Annotated in this window: 16 protein-coding genes and 1 riboswitch; of the genes, 7 read left to right on the forward strand and 9 right to left on the reverse strand. The window is 67.4% G+C overall.

The annotated features are described in order from the left end of the window. Positions 1–16 precede the first annotated feature (16 nt). Positions 17–1684, reverse strand: coding sequence for a DNA repair helicase XPB (locus ABW18_RS04640; RefSeq protein WP_324288136.1), 1668 nt, complete (start codon positions 1682–1684; stop codon positions 17–19). A gap of 183 nt (positions 1685–1867) precedes the next feature. Here ABW18_RS04640 and ABW18_RS04645 point away from each other — a divergent pair, with 183 nt between their 5' ends. Then, complete coding sequence (locus ABW18_RS04645) at positions 1868–3409, forward strand: MFS transporter (protein ID WP_049698063.1); 1542 nt, start codon at positions 1868–1870, stop codon at positions 3407–3409. Here the strand turns inward: ABW18_RS04645 and ABW18_RS04650 are convergent. Continuing rightward, positions 3406–5751 carry a helicase-associated domain-containing protein gene (locus ABW18_RS04650; RefSeq protein ID WP_049697801.1) on the reverse strand — a complete coding sequence of 782 codons (2346 nt, stop codon included), beginning with the start codon at positions 5749–5751 and terminating at the stop codon, positions 3406–3408. The two genes, ABW18_RS04645 and ABW18_RS04650, sit on opposite strands and share 4 nt — an antisense overlap. A gap of 68 nt (positions 5752–5819) precedes the next feature. Between ABW18_RS04650 and ABW18_RS04655 the strand changes: the two genes are divergently transcribed. The 4 genes from ABW18_RS04655 to ABW18_RS04670 are packed head-to-tail and all read left to right on the forward strand — an operon-like array spanning position 5820 to position 7508. After that, complete coding sequence (locus tag ABW18_RS04655) at positions 5820–6023, forward strand: hypothetical protein (RefSeq protein WP_053117369.1); 204 nt, start codon at positions 5820–5822, stop codon at positions 6021–6023. A gap of 18 nt (positions 6024–6041) precedes the next feature. Continuing rightward, positions 6042–6578, forward strand: a complete 537-nt coding sequence (gene moaC, locus ABW18_RS04660; protein ID WP_049697803.1) for a cyclic pyranopterin monophosphate synthase MoaC — start codon at positions 6042–6044, stop codon at positions 6576–6578. Next, positions 6571–7068 carry a MogA/MoaB family molybdenum cofactor biosynthesis protein gene (locus ABW18_RS04665; RefSeq protein WP_049697804.1) on the forward strand — a complete coding sequence of 166 codons (498 nt, stop codon included), beginning with the start codon at positions 6571–6573 and terminating at the stop codon, positions 7066–7068. Before moaC ends, ABW18_RS04665 begins: the two co-directional genes overlap by 8 nt. After that, a complete protein-coding gene (locus ABW18_RS04670) occupies positions 7065–7508 on the forward strand; it encodes a molybdenum cofactor biosynthesis protein MoaE (RefSeq protein ID WP_049697805.1) in 444 nt (147 codons plus the stop codon). The genes ABW18_RS04665 and ABW18_RS04670 overlap by 4 nt, the downstream gene beginning before the upstream one ends. 122 nt (positions 7509–7630) lie before the next feature. Here ABW18_RS04670 and ABW18_RS04675 read toward each other — a convergent pair whose 3' ends face one another. The 5 genes from ABW18_RS04675 to ABW18_RS04695 form a co-directional block, all read right to left on the reverse strand. Next, positions 7631–8278 carry a transglycosylase family protein gene (locus tag ABW18_RS04675; protein WP_049697806.1) on the reverse strand — a complete coding sequence of 216 codons (648 nt, stop codon included), beginning with the start codon at positions 8276–8278 and terminating at the stop codon, positions 7631–7633. Between the two features lie 7 nt (positions 8279–8285). Next, positions 8286–8466, reverse strand: a riboswitch (cyclic di-AMP (ydaO/yuaA leader). Positions 8467–8725: 259 nt separating this feature from the next. Beyond that, the gene (locus ABW18_RS04680; RefSeq protein WP_049698064.1) at positions 8726–8974 is read right to left on the reverse strand and encodes a MoaD/ThiS family protein; all 249 of its coding nucleotides are present in this window, start codon (positions 8972–8974) and stop codon (positions 8726–8728) included. 8 nt (positions 8975–8982) lie between these two features. Continuing rightward, on the reverse strand, positions 8983–10071 hold the full coding sequence (gene moaA, locus ABW18_RS04685) for a GTP 3',8-cyclase MoaA (RefSeq protein WP_049697807.1): 1089 nt from the start codon (positions 10069–10071) through the stop codon (positions 8983–8985). Continuing rightward, positions 10068–10631 (reverse strand): flavin reductase family protein, encoded by a 564-nt coding sequence (locus ABW18_RS04690; RefSeq protein ID WP_049697808.1) that lies wholly within the window; start codon positions 10629–10631, stop codon positions 10068–10070. The genes moaA and ABW18_RS04690 overlap by 4 nt, the downstream gene beginning before the upstream one ends. Next, positions 10628–10837, reverse strand: a complete 210-nt coding sequence (locus ABW18_RS04695) for a hypothetical protein (RefSeq protein ID WP_049697809.1) — start codon at positions 10835–10837, stop codon at positions 10628–10630. Before ABW18_RS04695 ends, ABW18_RS04690 begins: the two co-directional genes overlap by 4 nt. Positions 10838–11077: 240 nt before the next feature. On the opposite strand from ABW18_RS04695, the gene ABW18_RS23400 reads away from it, so the two are divergent. Then, the gene (locus ABW18_RS23400; RefSeq protein ID WP_049697810.1) at positions 11078–11497 is read left to right on the forward strand and encodes a cold-shock protein; all 420 of its coding nucleotides are present in this window, start codon (positions 11078–11080) and stop codon (positions 11495–11497) included. A gap of 9 nt (positions 11498–11506) precedes the next feature. Here ABW18_RS23400 and ABW18_RS04705 read toward each other — a convergent pair whose 3' ends face one another. Together ABW18_RS04705 and ABW18_RS04710 are read right to left on the reverse strand one after the other, a co-directional pair. Continuing rightward, positions 11507–12109, reverse strand: coding sequence for a DUF2771 family protein (locus ABW18_RS04705; protein ID WP_049697811.1), 603 nt, complete (start codon positions 12107–12109; stop codon positions 11507–11509). Positions 12110–12112: 3 nt separating this feature from the next. Then, on the reverse strand, positions 12113–14050 hold the full coding sequence (locus ABW18_RS04710; protein WP_420841299.1) for an MFS transporter: 1938 nt from the start codon (positions 14048–14050) through the stop codon (positions 12113–12115). A gap of 119 nt (positions 14051–14169) precedes the next feature. Here ABW18_RS04710 and ABW18_RS04715 point away from each other — a divergent pair, with 119 nt between their 5' ends. After that, positions 14170–14910 (forward strand): DUF3027 domain-containing protein, encoded by a 741-nt coding sequence (locus ABW18_RS04715; RefSeq protein ID WP_049697812.1) that lies wholly within the window; start codon positions 14170–14172, stop codon positions 14908–14910. Positions 14911–14912 lie beyond the last annotated feature (2 nt).

Raw genomic sequence — 14912 nt, forward strand, 5'->3', positions numbered from 1 at the left:
CAAGGCTAACCGTGGATCAGTCCACGGACTCCTCGCCGATGGCCGGGCCGAGCAGGTCGTCGGCGTCGGTGATGCGGTACGCGTAACCCTGCTCGGCGAGGAAACGCTGCCGGTGGGCGGCGTAGTCGGCGTCGAGGGTGTCGCGCGACACCACCGAATAGAAGTGCGCCTGGCCCCCATCCTTCTTGGGGCGCAACAGACGACCGAGTCGCTGTGCCTCCTCCTGGCGAGACCCGAACGTGCCCGACACCTGCACCGCGACCGACGCCTCCGGCAAATCGATCGAGAAGTTCGCGACCTTCGAGACGACGAGCGTCTGCAGCTCTCCCGAGCGGAAGCGGTCGAACAGCGCCTCGCGCTCCTTGTTCTTAGTCGAACCCTGGATCACCGGGGCGTCGAGTTCACGGCCGAGTTCTTCGAGCTGGTCGATGTACGCGCCGATGACCAGCGTCGGCGACCCCGCATGCTTGGCGAGGATCGACTTCACGACGTTGACCTTGGTGTGCGCCGTCGAGCAGAGCTTGTACTTCTCCTCGTTCTCGGCGACCGCGTACTGCAGGCGTTCCTCGTCGGTGAGCGTCACGCGCACCTCGACACAGTCGGCGGGCGCGATCCAGCCCTGCGCCTCGATGTCCTTCCACGGAGCGTCGTAGCGCTTGGGTCCGATGAGGCTGAATACGTCGCCCTCACGGCCGTCCTCGCGCACGAGCGTCGCGGTCAAACCGAGTCGACGCCGCGACTGCAGGTCGGCGGTCATGCGGAACACGGGCGCGGGCAGCAGATGCACCTCGTCGTAGACGATGAGGCCCCAGTCGCGGGAGTCGAACAGATCGAGATTCTTGTACTCGCCCTTCGACTTTCGCGTCATCACCTGATAGGTCGCGATGGTGACGGGACGAATCTCCTTGCGCTCACCCGAATACTCGCCGATCTCCTCCTCGGTGAGCGACGTACGCGCGATGAGCTCACGCTTCCACTGCCGTCCCGCAACGGTATTCGTCACCAGGATGAGCGTCGTCGCCTGCGCTTTGGCCATCGCCGCGGCACCGACCATCGTCTTGCCCGCACCACAGGGCAGCACGACGACGCCCGAGCCGCCCGCCCAGAACGAGTCGGCGGCCATCTCCTGATAGTCGCGCAGATGCCACTCGTCCTGCTCCAGCTCGATCGGATGTGCCTCACCGTCGACGTAGCCGGCGAGATCCTCCGCGGGCCAGCCCACCTTCAGCAGCACCTGCTTGAGCCGACCACGCTCCGACGGATGCACCACGACGGTGTCGTCGTCGATCCGCGCACCGAGCATCGGCGCGACCTTCTTGTTGCGCAGGATCTCCTCGAGGACCGCGCGGTCGAAGCTGACCAGGGTCAGCCCGTGCACCGGACTCTTGACAAGCTGCAGCCGACCGAACCGACCCATCGTGTCGACGATGTCCATGAGCAGCGGCTGCGGGACGGCATACCGCGAAAACGAGACGAGAGCATCGACGACCTGCTCGGCGTCATGCCCGGCCGCGCGCGCGTTCCAGAGCGCCAACGGCGTCACCCGGTAGGTGTGCACATGCTCAGGAGCGCGCTCGAGCTCGGCGAACGGGGCGATCGCTCCACGCGCCGCCGCCGCGTCGGGATGATCCACCTCGAGCAGCAGCGTCTTGTCGGATTGCACGATCAGGGGTCCATCAGTCACCCGCGCCATTGTATAAGGGTTCATCTGCGCGGCTCGTGGCTGCGTCGTGTGCCACCGGCCGACGTGTGTCCCTTATGCCCGTTAAATGACACTGTTCTGCGTGGCTGTCGCGGCGTAGAGTAAGCGGAGCAAACCTCCGGATATGTTCGCGGTACTACGACGCAAGTGGGGATCTCACTCTTCATGTCAACTTCCGAGAAGCCATCTTCTGGGTCGCCAGCTTCCGAAAAGCCGACTCTGGCCGCCGAGCCCGACCCGCGCCGGTGGAAGGCCCTGGTCTTCATCTGCATCGCGCAGTTGATGGTCGTGCTCGACGGCACGGTGGTCCAGATCGCCCTGCCCGACGCCAAGGTCGACCTCGGCATCAGTACGGCCAATCAGCAGTGGGTCATCACCGCGTATGCGCTGGCATTCGGCGGACTGCTGCTCTTCGGTGGTCGCATCGCCGACCTGTGGGGGCGTCGGCGAGCACTGATGGTCGGGTTGGTCGGATTCGCACTCGCCTCGGCGCTCGGCGGCGCCGCGCTGAACCAGAGCATGCTCTTCGGTGCCCGCGCGCTGCAGGGCGCGTTCGGTGCGCTCCTGGCGCCGGCGGCACTGTCACTGCTGACCGTGATGTTCACAGCGCCCAAAGAGCGGGCAAAGGCGTTCGGCATCTTCGGCGCGATCGCCGGCGGTGGAGCAGCGGTGGGACTGCTGCTCGGCGGCCTGTTGACCCAGGTCCTCGACTGGCGCTGGACCATGTACATCAATGTGGTGTTCGCCGCGATCGCACTGTTCGGGGCGATCGTCGAGATCAAGGAGCCGCCCCGCGCCACCGACCACACGCCGGGCCTCGACATCCTCGGCGTGATTCTCGGCGGTAGCGGACTCGCCCTCGTTGTGTACGGCTTCAGCCGCGCCGCCGAAGAGGGCTGGGGCGACACCGGCACCGTCATCTGTCTGATCGCGGCGGTGGTGTTGCTGGTGGCGTTCGTCGCGTGGCAGGCGCGCAGCCCACACCCGCTGCTGCCGTTGCGCGTCGTCGCCAACCGCGCACGCGGTGGGGCATACCTCAGCGTCGCGCTCGCGGTGGTCGCGATGTTCGGGTCGTTCCTCTTCTTGACGCTGTATATGCAAGTGGTGCACCACTATTCGCCGCTGAGCGCGGGCGTGGCGTTCCTCCCGATGGTCGGCGGCATGCTGGTCGGGTCGACGCAGATCGCAGCCCGGCTCATCACGCGGGTACCGCCGAGATACCTACTCGTGCCGGGTGCACTGCTCGCCGCGTGCGGGATGTTGCTGCTCAGTCAGATCTCGGCCGAGTCGACGCGGTACTGGACCGTGATCTTCCCGGCGCTGTTCCTGCTCGGCATGGGTATGGGCACGGTGTTCATGACGTCGATCAACCTGGCCACCTACGGCGTCGAACCGCGGGATGCCGGCGTGGCGTCGGCCATGGTCAACACCTCGCAGCAGGTCGGCGGCGCCATCGGCACCGCGCTGCTGAACACGATCGCCGCGACGGCGGCGGCGTCGTACGTGACCAGCCACATGGCGTCGGTTCGCGGACCCGCCGACGCGCAATCGCTGCAGGCGGAGGCGATGGTGCACGGGCAGAGCATCGGCTTCTACGTCGCGGCGGCGATCCTGGTTGGCGTGGCGCTGGTCGCCGGTTTGCTCATCGACGTCAAACGGCCGATCGGTGAGGCACACGGCGCCGAGACAGAGACGGCGCTGGCCTAGCTGTCGAGCAACTCGACGCTGGTGACGCGGTGCAGGGTGAAGTGCTGCTCGTCGTCTGAGCCCTCTTCGGTGCCGACGAGTTGTCCGGCACCGAGCAGCCGGGGTGTGACGACGTGTCTGCTGGCCGAGCCGTGGGCGTCGACGTAGCCGACGAGTAGACGTCGGTTCGCACGAAGCGCCAATTGGATGAGGGCAGTGGTGGATTCGCCACCGCCGACGGCGCGTACCGGTGCGGCGTCGGATTTTCCGGGAGTCGCCGGGGTTGCCCGCGTCGCCCTGTCGTGGGAGCGCATGCGGCTCACCACCGATTGCAGCTGTTCCGGGGTCGGTGTCGAGCGTCGGGGTGTCGGGCGTCGACGCCCCCGTCCCGACGACACGCGACTACCGCGCTCGCGCAAGTCGACGAGCGAGCCGGATGAATCCTCGCCCGCGGGAGCAAATCCCGCGTCCCGGAGTCGGTCGATGACCGTGCGAACCTCCGACGGCGAGATCGCTACCGTCGGTGCGAGTGCGCGCAGTGCGAGGTGTTCGGCTGCGTCGCTACGCAATACGGCGGCGAGCATCGTCGGGTCCTCGCATCGGATGAACGACGACGCGATGCCGACGCGGAGCTGCCCGTGCTTACGTGCAACGTCTTCGATCAGATAGGTCAGCGACTGCGGAACCGGCGTCGACGAATGGGCGGTGAACATCGTGAGCAGTTCGCTGCTGGTCTTGCCCGCGTCGAGAGCTCGTCGGACGCTCGCCTCCGAGACGCGATACACCGATGCGGCGCCGCCGGATTCGAGGTCGGCGACCAACTCGACCTGGTCGCTGAGCTCCGGGGTCATCGGGCCGGGAACGGTGAGCGTGAGGTCGGCCTGGGTCAGGAAGTGGTCGACGGGTTCTGGCAGCGCCTTACGCATCGCGGCGAGCACCTGCGAGTCGACGGCCTCGGGGTCGGTGTCCGACAACGCGACTCGACCGATCGAGGTCAGTGACTGATGTGCGATCACTCCGAGGCTCTGTGCCTCGGCAAGCGTTTCGCCGACGACGCGCGGGGAGAGTCGACGTATCCGATGCGGATGTCGCCAGGCGAGTGATGCGGTGACCGTATCGATGGAAAACGGTGTGGCACCGTCGAGTTCGGTGAGCAGGTCGAGGATGAGATGACGCTGCACGGGCGCGGTCGCGTCGTAGAGCTCCGACGAGAGCGCTGGATACGCGTTGCCGTCGCGGTCGGGTTCGCCGACCTGCCACGCGCGTCGCGGCATCGACAGCCACGCGTCGAGCAGTGTGGCCCACTGCCTTTCGGGTGCCGAGTGCAGCCAGGTATCGGCCGACGACGTCGGTGCGAACGCCTGCTCACCCCGATCTCCCGCCGGTGGGGGATCGGGAAACCCGACGTCGATGAGACGTGCGTGGCCCAGGAGTTCGACGAGGAACGAGACGCGTTTCTGGTCCAGCCCGGTTACCTTTGCGAGCCTGCGCAATTCGCGGACACCTAGCGCACCTGAGCGCAGCACCGCTGCGGGTGCCCGTCCCAGCACGTCGAGCAGCGCCGTGGTGTGGCGGATGAGTTCGAGCGCCTCACCACCTGCGGCGGCGTCGACGGCTTTGGCGCCGAACCGCAGTGACGCGTGTTCGTCGGCGAGGCCTGGGGGCGCGAGAGTGTCTGTGTGCAGCGGAGGTTCGCCGCGGATGAGCGCTGCGACCATCGGCGGTAGTTCGACGGTCTGGTCGTCGATACGTGCGAGGAGGCCGAGCGCGATGAGCCGAGCGACCGGACTGTCCGGATCTGCACCGGGTGCTGCGTCCCGACTTCGTCCGAGCGCGGGGCCTCGCGACAGTGTCGTCAGCAGATCGCGCTGGCGCTCGTCAATGCCGTCGATCAGCTTCTGCACGTCGTCGGGCGTCAGGTGGGCGAGAGGGCCGGTGAGGTGCAGCGCTTTCCACGGCAGGGCCGAGGCGAGGTGTGCGCCCGCGGTGAGTGAATCGGCGACGCCCCAGAACACCGCGCGACGTCGTAGATCGTCGATGCGTCGGGTGATCTCGGCGGACTCGGCACGGTTCGACAGCGCTTTCACGAGGGTATCGGCGTCGACGTTGGCGGGTACCCGCGCGACGCCCGGACCGGTGGAGAGCGCGATGAACTGCTCGATCACCGCCAGCGTCAGCAGATCGAGTTCCTCACCCACGAGCGCGATCGACGCCGCGGCGAGCGCACGCTGAGCGAGCACCGAGGTCCCCTGCGGCGGCGGGGAGGCGAGGTCGGGGCGAAGCGACAGCAGATCGCGCAGGTCGTCGTCGGTGCGCGCGGCCAGATCGTCGGCCAGGCCGATCCGCTGGTCGTCCGTGCTCATTCGATCAAGTCTAGTGGTCGAACCAAAACAGCAGGCGAGTCGTCGGACAGCGGGTGGCATGGCACAATATGCCCGTGGCTGAGAAGGAAAAGAAGAACCATTACGTCGACAACGGCTGGCCTCGTCATGACGACGGCAGCGTCCCCGACCACGCGGTCTCGGAGTTCGCGGCGGAGATCCCCGGTGCACTCTCGCCGTTCGGCGATGTCGAGTTCCCGCTGCCTGCTGACAAGGTCAACTACGTCCAACCGAAGACCGTCGTCAATCGCTGACGACGTGACGTCGACCTGATGCCTCCCCGGCACGCGAGCGGCCAAGACGAGACGTCGAATCCCTCTCGTCTTTCGCACCTCGACTCGACGGGTGCTGCGCGGATGGTCGACGTCGGCGACAAGACCACGACACGACGACGCGCTGTCGCCGCAGGTACCTTTCACACGACCACCGAGGTCATCGACCTACTGCGCGATTCCGCGCTGCCCAAGGGCGACGTTTTGGCCACCGCCCGCATCGCAGGAATCATGGCGGCCAAACGCACCGACGCACTCATTCCGCTGTGCCACCAGTTGGCGCTGTCGGCGGTCGACGTCGACTTCACCGTCGCCGACGATCACATCGACATCGTGGCCACCGTCGAGACAGCCGGGAAGACCGGCGTCGAGATGGAAGCGCTCACGGCGGTCGCAATCGCAGGACTGACCCTGCACGACATGACCAAGGCCGTCGATCGACGCGCCAGCACGGGGGAGATCCGACTTCTCGAGAAGTCGGGCGGCCGGTCGGGAACCTGGACTCGCGCCCGAGCGACAGACGAGAAAAATGACTGACGAGAAGCTCGTGGCCCGCGTCGTCGTGGCGTCGACACGCGCAAGCCGCGGCCTCTACGTCGACCGCAGCGGCCCGATCATCGCGGAGTGGCTCACCGCCCGCGGATTCGTCGTCGACGAGGTCGACGTCGTCGCAGATGGCGCACCGGTCGGCGACGCGATCCGCGCCGGGATCTACGCCTCCGACGCGCTCGTGATCACCACGGGCGGAACGGGTCTCACCCCCACCGACCGCACCCCGGAGGAGACGCGAGCATTGCTCGACGTCGAGATCCCGGGTCTTGCCGACGCGATTCGCAGCTCGGGACTTCCGACGGTGCCCACGGCGATCCTCTCGCGCGGTGTCGCAGGCGTGGCCGGCCGCACGCTCGTCATCAACCTGCCGGGGTCGACCGGCGGAGTCCGCGACGGTCTCGACGTACTCGACGGCGTCCTCGACCACGCGCTCGACCAGCTCCGCGGTGGCGATCACCCGCGGAGCGACGAATGACCGTGCGAGTCGTGAAGGCCGCTCTCGCCGCCGACCCCATCGACCTTCCATCTCACGAACAACTCGTCACCGACGCCGCTGCAGGCTCGGCCGGCGCGGTCGTCGGGTTCGCGGGCGCAGTGCGCAATCACGACGGAGATCACGCGTCGGCGGTAACCAAGCTGTCGTACTCGTCGCATCCGAGCGCACCCGAGGTGCTCGCCGAGGTGGTCGACGAGGTGTCGGCGTCGGTCGCGGGAGTTCGCGCGGTGGCCGTGTCGCATCGCGTGGGCGAACTCGACGTCGGCGACGTGGCTTTCGTCGTCGCCGTGGCGGCCGACCATCGGGCGCCCGCATTCGAGCTGTGCGCGCGCCTCGTCGACGAGGTCAAGGCCCGCCTGCCCGTGTGGAAGCACCAGGTGTTCGCCGACGGTTCCGACGAATGGGTCGGCTCGGCCTAGAGATTGGAAGTCGGCTCCGCCTAGAGATTGGAAAAGGACCCCGCACGGCCGTTATGGCGTCGTGCGGGGCCCTTCGTCTCGGGGTCCGGCGGTCAGTGCAGCCGGGACTCGGGCGAGATCGCTCAGGGGAGCGGGATCAGGCCCTTGTTCTGGTTGTAGATCTTCAGCTGGTCCGGGGTGAGCTGGTAGCCGCTGTCCTTGGCTGCCTTCCAGAGGTTCTTGACCTCGGGGCTGACGTTGGCGGCGTCGAGCGCGCCGTCGACCTGGCCCTTGACGTCATCGGTGCTCTTGGCCTCGGGAGTCTTCTCCAGCGGGGTCTGCGGCTGCGCCTCGGGCTTCACCTCAGGCTTGGGGGCCTGCAGCGGCTTGGGCGAGTCGGTGGGAGCGGTGCGCGGGGTCGAGCCCGACAGTCCGGTGCCACACACCGGCCATGCGCCCTTGCCCTGCGATGCCAGCACGCGCTCTGCAACGGCGATCTGCTGCTCCTTGGAGGCCTGATCGGCGCTCGGTGCGTATGCGGTGCCACCGTGGCCCGCCCAGGTGCTCGGGCTGAACTGCAGTCCGCCCTGGTAGCCGTTTCCGGTGTTGATGGCCCAGTTGCCGCCGGACTCGCACTGTGCGACCTGGTCCCACTCGGAGTCGGAGGCTGCGTGCGCTGAACCGGTGCCGAGCAGAGCGGCTCCGCCGCCGAGCACTGCGCCGGTGAGGGCGACCTTCGCGAAGGTCTTGGTGGTCGTGTTGGTCGTCGACTTGCGATGACGTCCGGCCATGAGTTTTCTTTCCTCTCTCCACGCGCCTACGAAGTCAGCTGTCGGGTTCGAACGAGAGGTTGCTCGGTCCGTGGTCGCCGTGGCGGCCGGTGGACTTAACCCCAAGGGCATCCGGGTCTGGATGTCCGTATCTCCGTCGGAGATGTTGGGTCCCCCGTCCTCGTTCCTGAGTTTGTTGTTCGTCATTCGATCGGGGGAACGAGGCTTGGCGCGCCCGGTCGAATGTTGTGTTCTTTTGGCTGTCCTGTGATCTCCCTGGAGGAGACTGTTCGTACAGTACGACGGATGCGCCGCTGAATCACCCTCGTCCGCAAGTTGTTTTTTGGGCTGCGCGTGGGACTTTGGACCCAATTCCGTCGTCATCGCTGCTCAACCCGACGATGGTCGGTTCGTGTCCATCCCGTTATCGGCTCGTTATGTGACTAAGGTCACATGGCCTCGGACGCCTCAGCCGCCGGCAAATGGCGGTAGAACGTCGATCGTCTCGCAGTCGCCGAGAGGCGTCGTGCGGTCGCAGACGGCGATCGCGTCCCGCAGATATGAGCACCGGGCGAGCACGCGCGTGAGGTCGGGGTGGTCGACAACCAGGGCGCGTTCGAGGTCGCCGAGCGTCGCGTCGGCCGGCACGTCGATCTCGGTCAGATCGGTGCCCGCGGCGGCACGTGCGGCCGCGAAGAACCGAACGGTCAGCGTCATCGAGTCGCTCACCCTCCGATGGCCGACATCGGGCGGTCGGGTTGACGAAAGTCCGTGGTGTTCACCGCATGTCCCGCAGCCTTGTGCCACATGTCACCCCGCCAGCGTCGCGCGATCTCGGCGTCGAGGGCGGTTTCGCTGAGCCCACCGCGCAGCGCGGGCATCAGTGACGTCTCGGCGTCGGCGAACAAGCAGTTGCGCAGGGCGCCGTCGGCGGTCAGTCGGGTGCGGTCGCAGTCGCCGCAGAATGGCCGCGTCACCGACGCGATCACCCCGACGCGGGCTGTCTGTCCCGTCGGGTCGGTGTGCCCCCGCACGAGCCACGTGGCCGCCGGTGCCCCGCCGCGCGGGCGGGGATCGGGGTCGAGTTCGAAGGTCCGACGCAGCGTCGTGAGGATCTCGTCCGCCGTGACCATCGCGCCGCGGTCCCACCGGTGATCGGCGTCGAGCGGCATCTGTTCGATGATGCGCAGCTGGTAGCCCTCGCCGAGGCAGAACCGCAGCAGGTCCGGTAGGCCCGCGAGGTCGTCACGGTTCGGCACGACCGCGTTGACCTTGACCGGCTGGAGTCCCGCGTCGCGGGCTGCGGCGAGCCCGTCAAGCACGTTCGAGAGCCGGTCACGGCGAGTGATCTGCGCGAAGCGGGCGGGGTCGATGGTGTCGAGTGAGACGTTGATGCGGTGCAGGCCTGCGTCGGCGAGTGCCTGTGCGCGGTGTCGCAGCCCCAGACCGTTGGTGGTCAGAGCGAGTTCCGGCGCTTCGGGCATGTTCGACGCCGCGGCGATCAATTCCTCGAGGTCGCGGCGCAGCAGCGGTTCGCCGCCGGTGAAGCGGATGCGTCGGATACCGAGGTCGCGCACGGCGACGGTGAGCACCCGCACGAACTCGTCGGTGGTCAACAGATCCTCGGACGGCAACCAGTCCAGACCTTCGGCAGGCATGCAGTAGGTACACCGCAGATTGCAGCGGTCGGTCACCGATACCCGCAGATCAGAGGCAACGCGACCGAACGTGTCGATCAATGGCCCCGACGACGGCGCGTCGTCGTCGCGTACGGAGCGCGGGGTGATCGGAAGTCCGAGGTCGATGATGCTCATGTCGGCCCGGTCGTCGTCGGTTGCAGTCGCGGGCGTGCTTCGAGCGCACGGAACGTGCTGGCGTGAAAGACGAGCGGTTCGACGTCCGGATCGCAGTCGAGTGCGTCTATCTGCAGCAACACGACGGTGTGATCGCCCGCGGGTACCTCGCTGTGAATGTGGCAGGACAGTTGCGCCGCGGAGTCGGGCAAAAACAGCGCGCCGTCGTCTGTGGCCCGCGGGGTGGTGCCGTCGAATCGATGTTCAGCGGGCCCGGCGAGTTGACGACACAGCGCCGACTGCGTGTGCGAGAACACGCTCACGCCGAGCGCGGGTGCCTCGCGCAGCCGCGGCCACGTCGTCGAGGTGTTCTGTACGCAGACCGAGACCAGTGGGGGGTCGAGTGAGACTGTCGTGAACGCCGACGCCGCCATGCCGAGCGGGGCGTCGGCGGTGCCGAGGCAACACACCGCGACAACTCCGGTGGGAAAGCAGCTGTATGCACGCTTGAGTGCGCCGGGCTCGGACACCGGCGACAGAGCACCGAACGCACTGCGGCTCGCGTCGCCCTGACTCGTCATTTCACGCGCCGCCCGGAGCGGAGCGCGTAGACGATGCCGAGGAGGAAACCGATCGGAGTGCACATCGCCAGCAGGTAGACCCATGTGGGAGCGGTACCGCCATCATCGACGGCAGGCATCACGAACAGCGCGATCAGCGCGACAATTCCGACGCCGAACACGATCCCCGCGAGGACGAGAAGAGCCGTGGACGATTTCTTCTGCATACCTCAACGGTAGAACACATTCGAGAGTCGCTGCTCCGGACCGAATGTGAGGTGACTGTGCAGCAGGCCATTGGCTAGAATGGTGGGTAACCAGGCGCCCTGCTCATCTGATTGTCGTGGGTTGGGCGTCTTTTGCTGTGACAGGGCAACTGTTGTGAACGAGAAGCCAGTTGTTACGGCAAGACCCGCTGCGGTAGATGACCGCGGTGGTGAGACCGAGCGAAGATGAGGGTGAGCACAGTGCCGACCGGCAAGGTGAAGTGGTACGACGCGGAGAAGGGCTTCGGCTTTCTTGCTCAGGAGAGCGGGGAGGACGTCTATGTCCGCTCGTCCGCGCTGCCCGAAGGCGTCGAGGCTCTCAAGCCAGGCCAGCGCGTCGAATTCGGCATGGCTGCCGGTCGTCGTGGGCCGCAGGCACTGACCGTGACCGTGCTCGAACCCGCCCCGAGCGTCGCGAAGAACACCCGCGGGGCCGCGCGCAAGGAACAGCAGGCCAAGCGGCACAGCCCCGACGAGTTGCACGGCATGGTCGCCGACCTCATCACGCTGCTCGAGGGCAAGGTGCAGCCCGACCTGCGCAAGGGGCGCTACCCGGATCGCAAGACGGCGCAGCGCATTTCTGAGGTCGTGCGGGCCGTCGCCCGCGAACTCGACGCCTGACCCGACCCGCTATCCCGTTGCCGACGGTTCCTCGACACGCTCGCTTGGCGCGCTCGGGTTCTGCGGCGACGGCTGCTTGACGCGAAATCCGTCCGGGGTGGTGTTCAGTGCGAGCACCCCGCGCGCAACCTGGAACTGGCCGTCGACGACGACCGCAGACAGCGGCTGCACCTCGATGTTGACGAGCACCCGATCGGGCCGTGACGGCAGTTCGAGGGTGAAGGCCGATCCGCTCGTCTTGTACTCGGGCGTCGGGTCGGGGTTGATGATCACTCCGTTGCGGTCGGCGTAGAGCAGGTAGAGCAGCCACGGGTGGTCGGAAATGTTCTCCGACACCGACAGCATGGCGCTCTGCCCGATGGGCAACGGAGCGTGTTGGCCGCGCAGCGCCTGGTCCTGGTCGGCTGTGCAGTTCTGCATCAGTACGTCGCACCATTCAGTCGGCTTCACGGTGATGAGTTGGTCGTCGATTGCGACGTGCAGATATCCGCGCTCGTCATGATGCTTGCCGACGACCAGAGCGCTCACGATGCCGCCGACCACGCCCGTGAACACCACCGCCACGATCGCGATGATCGCGACTGCCTTCTTCTCACCGCTGTTGAATTGCACGGTTCAATGATGGCCTGTGCCGTGACCGCTCGGGTGGACAGGTCCGTGTGGCGGTCTGCTCGGCTGCGGCCGGGTGGGCGCTTCCGATGGTCTCGGGTGGGCTGTTTCGGGTCGCTCACCAGCGCGGAAAGCCCGCTCGGTCGGGTGGGTGAATCGCGTGGTGTCGGCGGCGGCGAACGAGACGGTCGGAGCCGCCTGGTCGGGACGGTGGCCTCCGAAGCCGGGAACCAGCGTCGACCCGCGAGTGGTCATCACGGTCTGCGCCAACCCGAGGCCGAGGAGCACGGCGACGACGGTGAACCCGATCCACAGCTTCGGCGGAAGCAGCACGCCCAGCGCGGCGCCGAATACCCAGCACAGCTGTAAGACGGTCTCCGAACGGCCGAAGGCGGATGCTCGGGAACGTTCGGGAAGGTCGTCCTGGATCGATGAATCGAGGCACACCTTGCCGATCGCGCTGGTCCCGGATGCGACGAAGCCCGCGACCACCGCGAGCAGGACGTTGCCGAAGATCGCGGCGAGCACTGCGACGACGAAGCAGGCGGCGGTCGCCCACACGATCACCTTCGGGGGATTCTTCAGCTCCAGCCGAGTCCCGACCCCGTTGCCGATCGCGTTGCCGACCCCGGCTGCCGCGCCGACCGCGCCGAGCAGGGCGAGTTGCATCCACCCGCTGTGCGAGCCCTGCGACTTGGCGTAGAACGCGATGTAGAGCGTCATGAAGCCGGTGAGGATGCGGATCGTCCCGTTGCCCCACAGACCAGCGACGACGGTCCGGCCCAGCGGCTGGCGCATGGTCTTGGCGATCTCGCGTGCTCCGCGCCTTGCGCGGGATGTGCGTCCCGAACTCGACCCGGCCTCCGGCTGATGCGGCTCGTGGTAGGTCAGGGTGGTGGGAACCTCGCCCTCGGTGACCTCGACCCACGACGGAATGCGCAGGCACAGGTAGGCGCCGACCACCGAGATGATCGCCAGCCACACCATCGCACCCGGGATGTGGATCGGGAGCGCTCTGGCCAGCACCACCTCGAACAGCGCGGCGACCGCACCACCGATGATCGTCCCGCCGATCAGCCCGAACGTCGTGAGTCGGGAGTTGACGCGCGGAAGGTCGATGCTCGGTGGCACCACACGTGGCGTCACCGCCGACTTCAGCACCCCGAACGATTTGGAGAGCACCAGCAAACCCAGTGCGCACGGGTAGAGCACCCATGGGTCGTACTGCAGTTGCTGCGTGGCGGGGTTCCAGGCGACGTTGCTGATGATGAGCAGCGCGAGCACGGTACGCAGGCCGAACGTTGTGGCCATCGCGATGCGTCGACCGTGTTGGAGACGGTCGAGCATGGGCCCGATCACCGGGGCGATCAGCGCGAAGGGAGCGATCGTCAGCGCCAGATACAGGGCGACGTTCGTTTTCGACTCGCCGGTCGCGGCCGCGAAGAACAGCGTGTTGGCCAGTGCGACGGCCATCGCGGCGTCGACCGCGAAGTTGGCGATGACCGGCAGGGTCAGCGCCGTCAGCCCCGACTTGTCGGCGCCGTCGGCCGTCGCGGCCTGATAGATCTTGTCGACGCCGCGCCCGGTCAGTTCGCGTCCGCGCATCGCGGCCACGCGCATGACCGTGATCTTCTTCGGACCCTTGGCCGACGCAGCGGACGCGGAGTCGTCGGGCATCGCGCGCGTGGCGCCGACGGTCGGCGATTCGTCGAGGGGAGGCAGGTGCGGATTGTGTGTACGGGGCGGCAGGTAGGCCTCGCCGACGGATGCGTGGGCACGACCGCGTTGCCGACCGTCGCCCGCGGGATAGTTCGCGCTGCCCGGGTGGGCCGCTGGGCGTCGTCGGCTGTACTCGTCGATGCGCGAGGTCTCGCTCTCGGGTACTGGCGTCGTCGGGGGGTCGTCGTTCGATCGGCCCCCGTCGGCCCGCCTCCATCGGATCACCTGATCAATTGTTCCTCATCGGTGTGACTGTGTGGCGCAACCGTCGATCGTGTGGGGCGCCACAGCGCGTCGAGGTGGGCGGTTGGCCTGGCGCGGCGTCGATATTGCACACTGGAACAGTGATCGCAGTGACCGGAAACCAGCTCCTGCTCGACGCCGTCGAGTCGGCTCGCTCAGCGCTCGAAGCCGACGGGGAGCATCCGGGCGACCACCGCGCCGCCATCGCGGAGGGGGAGTGGGCCGTCGCCCACTACTTCGACTCCGACATCCCCGGCTACCAGGGGTGGCAGTGGTGTGTCGTCGTCGCGGGCTCCCCGAACAGCGACGAGGTGACGATCAGCGAGACCGCGCTCCTACCCGCCGACGGTGCGCTGCTCGCGCCCGACTGGCTGCCGTGGTCGCAGCGCGTCGAGTCGGGCGATCTGCATCCCGGCGATGTGCTCGCCGCCGAGGACGACGACCCGCGGCTGGTGCCCAACCAGATCGACACCGGCGACGAGTTCCTCGCCGATGACGACGACGTCGCGCAGGTGGCGGGCGAACTCGGACTCGGCCGACGACGCGTACTAAGCCGCGAGGGACGTGACGACGCCGCGCAACGCTGGTACGACGGCGACTTCGGTCCCGAGTCGGAAATGGCTCAGGCCGCACCGTTCTCGTGCGGGACATGTGGCTTCTACATTCCCCTCTCCGGCGCGCTGCGGGCTGCGTTCGGCGCGTGCGCCAACGAACTCGCCGCAGACGGCCGCGTGGTGTCGGCCGAGTACGGCTGCGGCGCACACTCCGACGTCGAGCCGCATCGGGGCGAGGGATCGCCCGCGTACGAGGCATTCGACGACGGCGTGCTCGAGATCGTCTGAGA

It is taken from the genome of Gordonia jacobaea (genome assembly GCF_001186365.1).
Classification (GTDB): domain Bacteria; phylum Actinomycetota; class Actinomycetes; order Mycobacteriales; family Mycobacteriaceae; genus Gordonia; species Gordonia jacobaea.

Bases quoted from the DNA above. Each gene is read 5' to 3' on its own strand.
- ABW18_RS04645 (WP_049698063.1), top strand. From the start codon at position 1,868: ATGTCAACTTCCGAGAAGCCATCTTCTGGGTCGCCAGCTTCCGAAAAG.
- ABW18_RS04650 (WP_049697801.1), bottom strand. From the start codon at position 5,751: ATGAGCACGGACGACCAGCGGATCGGCCTGGCCGACGATCTGGCCGCG.
- ABW18_RS04655 (WP_053117369.1), top strand. From the start codon at position 5,820: ATGCCCGTGGCTGAGAAGGAAAAGAAGAACCATTACGTCGACAACGGC.
- moaC (WP_049697803.1), top strand. From the start codon at position 6,042: ATGCCTCCCCGGCACGCGAGCGGCCAAGACGAGACGTCGAATCCCTCT.
- ABW18_RS04665 (WP_049697804.1), top strand. From the start codon at position 6,571: ATGACTGACGAGAAGCTCGTGGCCCGCGTCGTCGTGGCGTCGACACGC.
- ABW18_RS04670 (WP_049697805.1), top strand. From the start codon at position 7,065: ATGACCGTGCGAGTCGTGAAGGCCGCTCTCGCCGCCGACCCCATCGAC.
- ABW18_RS04675 (WP_049697806.1), bottom strand. From the start codon at position 8,278: ATGGCCGGACGTCATCGCAAGTCGACGACCAACACGACCACCAAGACC.
- ABW18_RS04680 (WP_049698064.1), bottom strand. From the start codon at position 8,974: ATGACGCTGACCGTTCGGTTCTTCGCGGCCGCACGTGCCGCCGCGGGC.
- moaA (WP_049697807.1), bottom strand. From the start codon at position 10,071: ATGAGCATCATCGACCTCGGACTTCCGATCACCCCGCGCTCCGTACGC.
- ABW18_RS04690 (WP_049697808.1), bottom strand. From the start codon at position 10,631: ATGACGAGTCAGGGCGACGCGAGCCGCAGTGCGTTCGGTGCTCTGTCG.
- ABW18_RS04695 (WP_049697809.1), bottom strand. From the start codon at position 10,837: ATGCAGAAGAAATCGTCCACGGCTCTTCTCGTCCTCGCGGGGATCGTG.